The organism is Sphingopyxis flava, assembly GCF_900168005.1.
GTDB classification, from domain to species: Bacteria; Pseudomonadota; Alphaproteobacteria; order Sphingomonadales; family Sphingomonadaceae; genus Sphingopyxis; species Sphingopyxis flava.
This window is the reverse complement of record NZ_FUYP01000008.1, coordinates 13,633-25,918: the sequence shown is the minus strand read 5'-3', so window position 1 is coordinate 25,918 and position 12,286 is coordinate 13,633. Positions and strand designations below refer to the sequence as shown.

Sequence of the window (12,286 nt, the reverse complement as noted above, 5' to 3'; positions counted from 1 at the left end):
GGGCGCGCGGACGTAGCGCCTACGCCCCCGGCACCCCGAGCAGTCCCGCCTGCGCCTTCAGCCGCGCGGCCGCGTCCGGATTGGCGGCGATCGCGTCCTTGAGCGCCTGCGCAGCCTTTCCGGTCTCGCCCAGCGTCATGCGGCTGCGCATCAGCATGATCCAGCGGTCGACATCGCCAGGGCTCGCCTTCAGCTTCGCCTCGAGCCCGTCGACCATGCCCGCGATCATCGCATCCTGCTGGCCCTTGGGAAGCTGCGCGGCGGCCTCCATTTCGGCGCGGCTCGGGCCGGGGATCGCGCGCGCGGCGACGGGAAGCTCGTCGGGCGTCAAGGGCCGCGCCTGCGTCCGTGCGAGCCGGTCTGCGACCTCGATCTTGTGGATGGCGCCGACCTGCTCGATTGTGCGGCGAAGATCTGCCTCCCACGGCGCGCCTTGCGGCGTGTCGGCGAGCAGCGCAAACCAGTCGTCGATTGCGCCCTTGTGATCGCCCCCAATATCCTTCTTCACCGCCATGAAATAGCGCGCGCGCGGATCCTTTGCATCGAGCGCGATCGCCTTGTCGAACGCCTCACGCGCCGCGGCCGGCAAGGGGTCGCGCTCGCTCGCCATCACCCGCGCCTCGCCGAGCGCCGACCAGATGGGGGCCCTTTCAGGGGCGAGCGCCACCGCCTTTTCATAGGCCGCGACCGCGCCTGCAAAATCGCCCATATCGAAGCGCGCGGCGCCCAGCATCGTCCACGCCTCGGTGCTCTGGGGCTCGCGCCGGGTGCGATCCTCCAGCGCGCCGATTGTATCGGCAGGCGCCTCGGCGCCAGCCTCGGCACGGGGCGGCGGCGCGTCTGCATCGCGCCACATCGCATAGCCGACCGCCGCGGCGAGCAGCACGAAGGCGGCGATCAATATCGCGCGGTTGGTACCCGACAGCCCCTTGGTCTCACTCATTTTTGCCCCTTTCCGCATCGCGAATGGAAAAGCTGCCGGCAGCGTTGCTGGCTCTTGTCATTGCGCGCTGATGGTGTAGCCTTTATCGGGCAAGGTCGGTCAACGACAATTTCGTAAAACAATGGGGTCGCACCAATTTTCCCGGTTTGAACAAGAAGGGAGAGGGGTGCATGGCAGTTTCGGATCACGTCGATTTTCCGACGTTCATGGAGGGCGTGAAGAAGCGCAATCCGGGGCAGAACGAGTTCGTCCAGGCGGTGCAGGAAGTCGCCGAGGATATTTTCGACTTCATCGCCGACAAGGAAGAATATCATTCGCAGCAGATATTGCGCCGCATCGCCGAACCCGACCGGGTCGTGTCGTTTCGCGTCTGCTGGGAAGATGACAATGGCCATATCCGCGTCCAGCGTGGCTGGCGCGTCCAGAATAACAATGCGATCGGTCCCTATAAGGGGGGCATCCGCTTCCACCCGAGCGTCACGGAGAGCGTGCTCAAGTTCCTCGCGTTCGAGCAGACCTTCAAGAATGCGCTGACTGGCCTCCCCATGGGCGGCGGCAAGGGCGGGTCGAACTTCAACCCCAAGGGCAAGAGCGTTCGCGAGATCATGCGCTTCTGCCAGAGCTTCATGACCGAGCTTTATCGCCACATCGGCGCCGACATCGACGTGCCCGCGGGGGATATCGGCGTCGGGGGACGCGAGATCGGCTTCATGTTCGGCCAGTATAAGCGGATCACCAACGAATTTACCGGGGTACTCACCGGCAAGGGCCTCGAATGGGGCGGTTCGCTGATCCGGACCGAGGCGACGGGCTATGGTGCGGTTTATTTCCTTGCCGACATGCTGGCGGCCAAAGACCAGGACCTCGTTGGCAAGAATGCCGTCATTTCAGGTTCGGGCAATGTTGCAACGCACGCGGCCGAGAAGGTCGTCCAATTGGGCGGCAAGGTGCTCACCCTTTCCGATTCGGGCGGCTTCATTCATGATCCCGATGGCATCACGCAGGAGAAGATCGACTGGGTGAAGGCGCACAAGACCCACCGTCGCGGCCGGATCGAGGATTATGTCAGCGAGTTCAAATCGGCGACTTTCGTGCCCGGAAAGACGCCGTGGGGCGTGCCCTGCGACGTTGCCCTGCCCTGCGCGACGCAGAACGAGCTCAATGGCGAGGATGCCAAAACGCTCGTCCAGAACGGCTGTATCGCAGTCAGCGAGGGCGCCAACATGCCAACCGACCTTGCAGGCGCTCACATTTTCCGCGATGCGAAGCTCATGTACGCGCCGGGCAAGGCGGCGAATGCGGGGGGCGTTGCGGTGTCGGGTCTTGAAATGAGCCAGAACAGCGCGCGGCGCAGCTGGAGCGAAGACGAGCTGCAACAGATGCTGAAAGACATCATGGCCGGCATACATTCGCGCTGCCTGACCTATGGCGATCAGGGCAAGGGTTATGTCGATTATGTGAAGGGTGCCAATATCGCGGGCTTCAAGAAAGTGGCCGACGCGATGCTGGCGTTCGGGGTGGTGTAAGAGGCCGCTTGAGGGCAAAAGCCCCGGGCGAGGAAAAAAGGGGACGGTTGCGGATGACGACGCACGCTGGACAGGGGCGCGGCGATCGGCCTTGGGCGGCATTGGCGGGCTTTGCGCTGATGCTCGCGGGCCTCGCGCTCGCAGCTCTTATCGCAGCGCCGCCGGCGCGCTCGCAGGGCGAGAGCGGCGGGCGGTTCCTCGGCGTTGCCTCGTGCGCCGGCTCCACCTGTCACGGCCGGATGGAGGGCGACGGCACCGTCGTGCGCCAGGACGAGCTCATGAAATGGCAGGAGCCCTCGACCCCCGGGGGCGCGCACAGCCGCGCCTGGGCCGTCCTCTCGAACAGCCGCAGCCAGTTCATCGCGCGCAATCTCGGTATCGGCGACCCGAGCCGCGCCGCGATGTGCCTTGGCTGCCACAGCGATGCCACGGCAAGCCGCGGCAGCGCGCCGCTCGCCGACGGGGTGAGCTGCGAGACGTGTCATGGCCCCGCCGGCGGCTGGATCGCCACGCATTACGCCGGGGTGGGCCCCAACCCCGATCCCGGTGCGGAAATGCGCGAAAAGCATCTTGCGAACCTTCGTGCAGGCCTGCGCAAGCTCGAGGACCCCGTGGTCCGCGCGGGCGTCTGCGTCGACTGCCATTTCGGATCGGCGGGCGAGGGACAGTTCGTCACCCACCGTATCATGGCGGCGGGGCATCCGCGCATTTCGTTCGAGCTCGATCTCTTCTCGGCGCTTCAGGCGCACCATGATGAAGATAGCGATTATGGCTGGCGCAAATTCGGCGCAGCCGGCAGGCGCACGGACCATGTCCAGATGTGGGCGGTGGGACAGGCGACCGCGCTTGAGCGCAGCCTCACGCTCTTCCAGTCGAAGCGCGGGACCGAGGGGGTCTTCCCCGAATTCTATTTTCTCGACTGCCATAGCTGCCACCGCCGCATCTACGACCAGGCAAAGCCCGTGAAGACGAGCCTCGCCAACCCGGGACGCCCCGGCCTTCCCGAGGGCATGCCGCCCTATAATGACGAGAATCTGATCATGTTGTCGGCGGCAGCGCGCCTCGCTGCGCCCGGACTTGCCGAGCAGCTCAGCGCGCGCAGCGCCGCCTTCCACCGCGCGCTTGCCACCGACCGGCCGAGCGCCCTCGCTGCGGCCGGCGAGCTTGCCCAGACGGTCGCAGCGCTCAAAGCAGCCTTCGCGTCGCGCAGCTTTTCGGGCACCGACGCCTTCGCGCTCGTCGATGCGATCGCGGCAAAGACGATAAGCGACCGCTTCACCGACTATGCAGGATCATCGCAGGCGGTGATGGGGGTCGACACCTTGCTTGGGTCGATGGTGTCGTCGGGACGCGTGACGGTGGGCGCTGCGGCGGGAATCCGGGCCGATCTCGACCGCGCCTATGCGGCGGTCAAGGACCCCAACGCCTACAAACCCAATGATTTCCAGGCCGCACTCGGCCGCGCGGTGCGCGCGATCCAGGCCCTGCGGTGACGCTCATGCAGACGCGCTCTTCCCTCTTTCGCTCGACCGCTTTTGCCGCGCTTGGTGCGCTTCTCCTCGCCTCGTGCGGCGGCGGCGGCGGCGGCAGCGGCGGCACCCCGACGCCGAGCCCCGCGCCGACGCCCACCCCGGCGCCGACCGGCGGACTTTATACGCCGCCTGCTGCCGCATCGCTGAGCGTCGCCGAGGTGCAGCAGATTCTCGCAAATGCCATTGCCGAAGCACAGGCGCGCAGCCTTCCCTCGATGATCGCGGTCACCGACCGCGTGGGGAATGTCCTTGCCGTCTTCCGCATGAACGGCGCGCGCGCGACCGCAACGACCTCGGCGGCGCCGAATGGCGCGAGCATCGACGCGCAGAATGTGACTTTCCCTGCCGAGGCGGGTGCGATCGCGAAAGCAATAACGGGAGCCTATCTGTCGAGCGGCGGCAACGCCTTTTCGACGCGGACCGCGAGCCAGATCGTTCAGGAGCATTTCCCGCCTGCGCCGACGACGGTCGGCCTTGAAAGCGGGCCCCTGTTCGGTGTGCAGTTCAGTCAGCTTCCGTGCAGCGACTTCGCATCGCGCTTCGGCGCCGCGGGCGCTGCGGCGCTGATCGGCCCGAAGCGCTCGCCGCTCGGTCTCGCCGCGGACCCCGGGGGACTGCCGCTCTACAAGAATGGCGTGCTTGTCGGCGGCATTGGCGTGATGGGCGACGGCGATTACGGGAGCGATCCCAATATCCTCGACATCGACAATGACGCCGAGGAGCTTATCGCGCTTGCGGGCACGCGCGGCTTCGAGGCGCCGGCGAGCATTACGGCCGACAAGATTACCGTCGACGGGACGAGCCTGCGCTTTTCGGATGCGACTTATGCAGGGCTGATGACGGGCGGCGGCGCGAGCTTTGCGAGCCTCAACGGCAGCGCGGGAAGCCTGATCGCCGTCACCGGCTATGCCAACGCCGCGGTGATCGCGGGGACCGCCTATGGAAGCGAGGCGTCGGGCGTCCGCCCCTCGATGCCAAGCGAATTTTCGAACCGCGACGCGTTTGTCCTGACCAATGGCAGCGGCGCAAACCGCTTTCCGATCCGCAGCGGTACCGACGGCGCGTCGAACAGCGCGCCGCTGACCGCCGCCGAGGTGCGGGCACTCCTCGAGGAAGCCTTCGGCGTGATGAGCCGCGCCCGCGCGCAGATCCGCCGCCCGCTCGACAGCCGCGCGCAGGTCACGATCAGCATCGTCGACACCCACGGCGAGATTCTCGGCATCGTGCGGTCGCCCGATGCGCCGATATTCGGCGCCGACGTCAGCCTGCAAAAGGCGCGGACCGCGACTTTCTTCTCGGCCGCACAGGCAGGCGCTGAGCTGTCGGCGAACGCCAGCGCCGATGTACGCCAGTTCGTCCCCGCGCTGCGCAGCTTCCTCAATGATCCATCGGCGCTGACGGGCAAGGTTGCCTTCGCCGACCGCTCGGGCGGCAATTTGTCGCGCCCCTATTTTCCCGATGGCGAAGTCGGGCGCCCGCACGGCCCCCTGTCGCGCCCGATTGCGCAGTTCAACCCCTTCTCGACCGGGCTGCAGTCGGCGCTGATCATCGGCAATCTCGGCCAGCATCTCGCTTATGTGTCGGGCGCCAGCGCGACGGACACGCCGCAGCGCTGCACGACGCTTCCCGACGTCGCACCGGGGCACAACCGGTTGCAGAACGGCATTCAGATCTTCCCCGGATCGGTTCCCATCTATCGCGGCAACCGCCTCGTCGGGGGCATTGGCGTCTCGGGCGACGGTATCGACCAGGACGATATGATCAGCTTCCTTGGCGCCCACAACGGCGGGGCAAGGACGGGCGGCATCGGCAACGCGCCGGGAGAACTGCGCGCCGACCGCATCGTCGTCAGGCTCCAGGATGGGGCGACGGTCCGGCTGCGTTACATCAGCTGTCCGTTCGCGCCTTTCCTCGACACGGCGCAGCAAAATGTCTGCGATGGGCTCTAGGCGATGACGGGGGGAAGCAGCCTTTGGCCACTGATCGCAAGCCTTGCGGCGCAGGGTGCTCCGGGCGAGGTGCCCGCGCCCGCGCCGCTTCCCGCTGCCGAGCAGCCGGCGGCTGGCGAGCCTTCGCTCGACGAACTGGCGCCGCCGCCACCGCCGGCCGACTGGCAGGAGGCGGTCGGCGATGACCTCGTCGGCCAGATCCTCGATGGTCGCCGCCGGCCGGGCTATAACCCCATTCTTCCCGACCGGCTGACCCAGGACAACGAAGGGGCGCTTCGCCCGCCCCCGCCCGAGACCTTTCCCGGAATCGAGGACCAGCTCCCCATCCCTGACCGCTGGCGACTGATCGAGACGCTGGGCGTGGTCAAGGAGCGCTGGTTCGACCCTTATCACCAGAACACATTGAAGGGCGATCGGCCGATCGACCGCAGCAAGGTGAGGTGGCTCCCGATCAAGGGCGACGACTGGTTCTTCGTTGCCAATCTCATATCGGACAGCGTGTTCGAGCCGCGGACCTTTCCGATCCCCAACGGCGTCCAGACGACGGCGCGCCCCGGCAGCCTCGACGTGTTCGGCAAGAATCGCAGCTTCGTTGCGGCGCAGACGTTCATCGGCGGCTTTGCGCTGATCAAGGGCTCGACCGCCTTCAAGCCTCCCGACGTCGAATATCGCCTGACGCTTGCCTATAATATCAACTATGTCGACGTGCCCGAAAGGCGCGTGGTCGACGTGCGCCCGTCGAAGAAGAGCCATCGCTTCGACCATTTCGTCGGGGTGCAGGAAGCCTTTATCGACAAGCATCTGGGCAATGACAGCGACCGCTACGACTTTCACTCGATCCGCGTCGGCATCCAGCCCTTTCAGAGCGATTTCCGCGGGTTCCTGTTCAACGACAGCCAGCTCGGAATTCGCTATTTCGGCAATCGCGACAACAATCGCTTCCAGTATAATCTGGCGGCCTTCTGGCGGCTCGAAAAGGACACCAACAGCGGCCTCAACGATATCGCCCAGACGCCGCGCGACGATTTCATCCTGACCGCCAATGTCTATCGGCAGGACTTCCCTTTCGTCGGCCTCACCAGCCAGCTCAGCGCCACTTGGAACATCAACCGCGAAAAGAACGACGTCCAGATCGACCACAACGGCTTTCCCGTGCGCCCGGCGCTTCTCGGCGATCTGCGCGGGCGCGACTATGATGTCGTCTATCTTGGCTACAGCGCCGACGGCCGGATCGGCCGGCTCAACCTGACCACGAGCCTTTATGCTGCGCTCGGAAAGGACCGGAACAGTTTCTTCACGAGCGAGCCTGCGAAGATTCGCGCCGGATTCGCGGCAGCCGAGCTCAGCTACGACCAGGACTGGATGCGCTTTCGCCTGTCGGGGCTTTACGCAAGCGGAGATGGCGATCCTTATAATCGCACCGAGGGCGGGTTCGACGCGATCTTCGAAAATCCGATCTTCGCGGGCGCCGACACCAGCTACTGGATCCGCCAGACCATCCCTTTTGCAGGCGGCGGGCGCGTCATTTCGATCAGCGGCCGCAACGGCCTATTGAACTCGCTGCGCTCCTCGAAAGAAGAGGGCCAGTCGAACTTCAACAATCCGGGCACGATCCTGGTCGGCGCGGGCGGCGATTTCGACCTTTCGCCGCAAGTGCGCGTCAGCGCCAACCTCAACCATCTCTGGTTCGAAAATACATCGAGCCTCCAGGTGCTGCGCAGCGAGGGCTCGATCCCCAAGGATATCGGCTGGGATCTTTCGCTCGCCGGCATCTGGCGGCCCAAGGCCACGCAGAACATCGTCGGACGGCTGAGCGCGGCGGTTCTGGTCCCCGGCGCGGGGTTCAAGGATCTGTTCGATAACAAGCAGCGGGACGACATTTATGTGTCGATCCTCGCCAACATGATTTTGAGTTTCTAGGCCATGCACCGCAAGCTCTTCGCCTTCGCCGCCTTCCTGCTGATGTCGCTGGCCTTTGCCGCGCAAATGGTCCGCGCATCCGAAGAGGAAAAGCCGGTCAAGGTCGAATATCGCTTCACCCCGCCTGCACCGCGCGAGCAGAGCGAGGCCGAGATGATGGCAAAGTCGGAAGGCTGTTACAGCTGCCATGTCCGCACCGATCGGCCCACGATGCACGCAACCCCCGCGGTCCGGCTCGGCTGCACCGACTGCCACGGCGGGGACGCGCGCGAATTTGGCGACCCGAAGCTCGGCTATGAGGCCCCCTCGAACAAGGCGGTGATGAAGCGCGCGCATCCGCAGCCAACGCTTCCCGGCGCGTGGGGGGAGACGTCGGCGAACCCGAAGCGGAGCTACACGCTCCTCAACAAGGAAGCGCCCGAATATATCCGCTTCGTCAATCCGAGCGACTACCGGGTCGCGCGCGAGGCCTGCGGCGCGTGTCACCTCGAGATCATCGAGGCCGCCGAGCGTTCCTTGATGTCGACCGCAGCGATGTTCTGGGCGGGCGGCGCCTATAACAATGGCATCGTTCCCTTCAAGAAGTCGATCTTCGGCGAAGCCTATACGCGGACCGGCGAGCCGGCGTGCCTCCTCTCCCCCTCCTCTTTGCTGAGCGCAGAAGAGTATAAGGAGGCGTGCAAGCCGAGTTTTGCGTCAGAGAAGATCCTCTCCGACAGCGAGACAAAGCGCGGCGCGCTCGCGCGGCTCTATCCGCTGCCGCGTTGGAGCGTGATGCCGCCGAGCGACGTGTTTCGCGTCTTCGAACGCGGCGGACGCAACATCAACACGCAGTTCCCCGAGATCGGCCTGCCCAATCCGACCGGAAGCATCCAGCGGCTTGAAGAGCCCGGACGTCCCGACCTCAAGCAGTCGAACCGCGGCCCGGGCACTGGGCTGCGCATCGCGATCGCGGTGCTCAACATCCACAAGACGCGGCTCAACGATCCCTATATGTGGTTCATGGGGACCAACGACCAGCCCGGCGACTATCGCCAGTCGGGCTGCGCGGGCTGCCATGTCATCTACGCCAACGACCGCGAGCCGCGGCACAGCCTGACCTATGCCGCCTTCGGCCGCGACGGCGAGACCGCAACGGTCGATCCTGCGATCGCAGGCAAGACATGGAAGCCGGACGACGGCGGCCACGGCAGCGGGCACGCCAAAGCGGCCGCGCATGCGCCTTCCGCAGAGGGGCACGGCGCCCTCATTGACCCCGCGGATGCCGCGGAGGGGGCGCCGGTGAAGCCGCGCGGCGAATCGGGTCATCCGATCATCCACGCTTTCACCCGTGCGATTCCGACCGCCCAGTGCATGAATTGCCACATGCACCAGCCCAACATCTTCCTGAACTCCTACCTTGGATACACGATGTGGGACTATGAATCGGACGCCCCGCAGCTGTGGCCGGGACCCGAGAACAGTGCGCCGCGTCCGCCGGGGATGAGCGACGAGGAGTATCGCAAGACCTACAAGCAGCAGCGCTATCCGACCGCCGCTGAAGTGCACCGGACGCTTGAGCGCAATCCCGAAGGAGCAAGCCCGCGCGGCCTGTGGTCCGATGTCGAATTCCTGCGCGACGTCTATGACGTCAACGCGAGCAACAAGGACACTCAGTTCGCGGACTATCACGGCCACGGCTGGAATTTTCGCGGCGTCTTCAAGCGCGACCGCAGCGGCAATCTGCTCGATGCCGAGGGGAATATGGCGACTTACGGCACCGATAGCGCGCATATCATCGACCCCAGTGACCCCGAGAAATGGCGCAAGAGCTGCGCGCATTACAGCGATGTGCGGCAGCGCGATCTCTGCCTTGCGAGCGCCGATCCGGAAAGGCCGGGGGTCGAGGGCAAGTTCGTTCCCCCGGGTCTCAACCCCGGCAAGACCGTCCATATGATGGACATCCACGCCGAAAAAGGGATGCAGTGCGCCGATTGCCACTTCGCGCAGGACAGCCACGGCAATGGCTATATTCAAGGCGAGGTCGCAAACGCGGTCGAGATCGGCTGCAAGGACTGCCACGGCACCGCGGATGCGCTGCCCAACCTTTTGACCTCGAACGTCGCAGCGCGGCCGCAGGGAACCAACCTTGCCTTGCTGCGCAACCCCGACGGGCGGCGGCGCTTCGAATTCCAATATGGCGATGATGGCGAGGTCACCGGGCTCATTCAGCGTTCGATCGTCGACCCCAAGCTCGAATGGCAGGTCAGCCTCGTCAAGCAGGCGGTGACGCCGGGGCCCCATTTCAACGCCAAGGCGGCGCGCGCCAAGCTGATGTCGCGCTCGGGCGCCGACGACGGCAGCTTCGCCTGGGGGCCGGGCATCGCGCGCGAGAACCGCGCGCACGGCGACGAGCGCATGGCCTGCTTTACCTGCCACCTGTCATGGACCACGAGCTGCGGCGGCTGCCATTTGCCTATCGAGGCGAACTGGAAGACGAAGATGCACCATTTCGAGGGGGAAGAGACGCGCAATTTCGCCACCTACAACCCGCAGGTGGCGCGCGACGAAATGTTCCAGCTCGGCCGGCACATGCTCACCAAGCCGGGCGAGCCCGACGCCGACGGCAATCCGCGCGGCATCATCGCGCCGATCCGCTCGTCTTCGGCGCTCGTCCTGTCGTCGACGAACATCAACCGCGAGCGCATCTATGTGCAGCAGGCGCCGATTTCCGCCGCGGGCTTTTCAAGCCAGGCTTTCGCGCCGCACTTCCCGCACACGGTGCGGCGCAGCGAAACCAAGCAATGCACCGACTGCCACCTGTCAGCGGCCGACGACAATAATGCGATCATGTCCCAGCTTCTTCTTCTGGGCACCAATTTCGTCAATTTCGTCGGCCTCAATGTCTGGTCGGGGCTCGAGGATGGCTTCCAGGCGACGCGCGTCACCGAATGGGAGGAGCCGCAGGCGGTGATCGGCAGCTATCTCCAGCGCTATGCCTATCCCGACTACTGGAAATTGCATGTCGAACAGAATGGCCGTGAGCTCAAAAATTGGGTGCGCGGCAAGACCTTCGACAAGAAGGGGTCGGGCGAAAGCCGGTCGCTCGAGGAATTCCACAATTTCGTTCAGGGAACGAGCGGGCGGGTAAACTGCCTCCAGCAGCGCGGGGAATATATGTTCGTCGCCGAAGGCAAGGGCGGCTTTCGCGTCTATGACGTCGCCTCGATCGGCAACAAGGGCTTCTCCGAACGCATCGTTCGCGCTCCCTTCTCGCCGCTGGGGCACGACACGCACGTCAAGACGAAGAATGCAACCTGCATGGCGATCGGCACAAATCAACCGATCAGCATGGCGCGCAACGAGTTTATCCGGAAGAATTTCCCGGAAAATGAGGAGCAGGCACTGCATCCCATCTATCGCTATGCGGTGATCACCGACAGCGTCGAAGGCCTCATCCTCGTCGATGTCGAGACGCTCGCTGACGGCGAGTTCCGCAACAACCGGCTCACCCGCGCGCTGACCTGGAACCCCGACAATATGCTCGCGGGCGCGCAGCACATCACGCTCGCGGGCAATTATGCCTATATCACCGCCGAGACCGGTCTCGTCGTGGTCGATCTCTCGGTCCCGCTCGAGCCGAAGATCACCGCGCGGCTGCCGCTTACCGACGCGCGGGCGAGCGCGGTGCAGTTCCGCTATCTCTGGGTCACCGATGCCGAGGGCGTGAAGCTGTTCGACATCACCCATATGGACCAGCCGGTGCCGGTGCCCTCGGGGACGGTACGGCTCGCGGATGCACGCAAACTCTATCTTGCACGAACCTTCATGTATGTGGCAGCGAAAGCGGACGGGCTGGTCATCGTCGACGTCACGCGTCCCGCGACGCCCATCGCGGCGCCCCCGCTGACCTTCGGCGGCACGATGATCGATGCCGAGGATGTGATCGTCGCAACCACCAATGCCTCGCTCTTCGCCTATGTTGCGGACGGGCGAAACGGTATCAAGGTGCTCCAGCTCACCAGCCCCGACAATCCGGGTCTCTACGGCTTTTCACCCAAGCCGACACCCGAGCTCATCGCCTGGGCAAAAACGCCCGCGCCCGCGCTATCGCTCTCCAAGGGGCTCGACCGCGACCGCGCGGTCGACGAGACGGGCGGGCAGCTCGCGATCTTCGGCCGCATCGGCTCGCGGCCCTTCACCCGGCCCGAGATGGAGAAGCTGTTCCTCAACAGCAAAGGCCTGGTCTACAAGGTCAGCGATGCGGTCGATCAAAGCGGCTGGCGACCGCCGCTCAAATATCCCGACTGATCCTCGTCCTGAACGACGGGGCCCCGGCGCTCCTCTGCATTGAAGGCGCCGGGGGCTCGAGTGCGTTCGGTTTTGATTGAATCAAAACCGGCACTCTAGAGACGTGTTTTACCGTGTTTTCCAGGT

6 protein-coding genes are annotated in these 12,286 nt (G+C 65.0%); 5 read left to right on the top strand and 1 reads right to left on the bottom strand.

The annotated features are described in order from the left end of the window. Window positions 1-19 precede the first annotated feature (19 nt). Entirely contained in the window at window positions 20-943 is a 924-nt protein-coding gene (locus B5X69_RS08045) for a tetratricopeptide repeat protein (RefSeq protein WP_079638202.1), read from the bottom strand. Between the two features lie 170 nt (window positions 944-1,113). Between B5X69_RS08045 and gdhA the strand changes: the two genes are divergently transcribed. Genes gdhA through B5X69_RS08020 form a run of 5 tightly spaced genes read left to right on the top strand, consistent with a single transcriptional unit; the run spans window position 1,114 to window position 12,160 of the window. Continuing rightward, the gene (gene gdhA / locus B5X69_RS08040) at window positions 1,114-2,469 is read left to right on the top strand and encodes an NADP-specific glutamate dehydrogenase (protein ID WP_079638201.1); all 1,356 of its coding nucleotides are present in this window, start codon (window positions 1,114-1,116) and stop codon (window positions 2,467-2,469) included. 53 nt (window positions 2,470-2,522) lie between these two features. Continuing rightward, the gene (locus B5X69_RS08035; protein WP_079638200.1) at window positions 2,523-3,962 is read left to right on the top strand and encodes a multiheme c-type cytochrome; all 1,440 of its coding nucleotides are present in this window, start codon (window positions 2,523-2,525) and stop codon (window positions 3,960-3,962) included. A 5-nt stretch (window positions 3,963-3,967) separates the two neighbouring features. After that, window positions 3,968-5,950 carry a heme-binding protein gene (locus B5X69_RS08030; protein ID WP_079638318.1) on the top strand — a complete coding sequence of 661 codons (1,983 nt, stop codon included), beginning with the start codon at window positions 3,968-3,970 and terminating at the stop codon, window positions 5,948-5,950. 3 nt (window positions 5,951-5,953) lie between these two features. After that, window positions 5,954-7,870: a hypothetical protein gene (locus B5X69_RS08025; protein WP_176141547.1), complete on the top strand. Its 1,917-nt coding sequence runs from the start codon at window positions 5,954-5,956 to the stop codon at window positions 7,868-7,870. Window positions 7,871-7,873: 3 nt separating this feature from the next. Next, complete coding sequence (locus B5X69_RS08020) at window positions 7,874-12,160, top strand: hypothetical protein (RefSeq protein ID WP_079638199.1); 4,287 nt, start codon at window positions 7,874-7,876, stop codon at window positions 12,158-12,160. Window positions 12,161-12,286 lie beyond the last annotated feature (126 nt).

Bases quoted from the DNA above. Each gene is read 5' to 3' on its own strand.
- B5X69_RS08045 (WP_079638202.1), bottom strand. From the start codon at position 943: ATGAGTGAGACCAAGGGGCTGTCGGGTACCAACCGCGCGATATTGATC.
- gdhA (WP_079638201.1), top strand. From the start codon at position 1,114: ATGGCAGTTTCGGATCACGTCGATTTTCCGACGTTCATGGAGGGCGTG.
- B5X69_RS08035 (WP_079638200.1), top strand. From the start codon at position 2,523: ATGACGACGCACGCTGGACAGGGGCGCGGCGATCGGCCTTGGGCGGCA.
- B5X69_RS08030 (WP_079638318.1), top strand. From the start codon at position 3,968: ATGCAGACGCGCTCTTCCCTCTTTCGCTCGACCGCTTTTGCCGCGCTT.
- B5X69_RS08025 (WP_176141547.1), top strand. From the start codon at position 5,954: ATGACGGGGGGAAGCAGCCTTTGGCCACTGATCGCAAGCCTTGCGGCG.
- B5X69_RS08020 (WP_079638199.1), top strand. From the start codon at position 7,874: ATGCACCGCAAGCTCTTCGCCTTCGCCGCCTTCCTGCTGATGTCGCTG.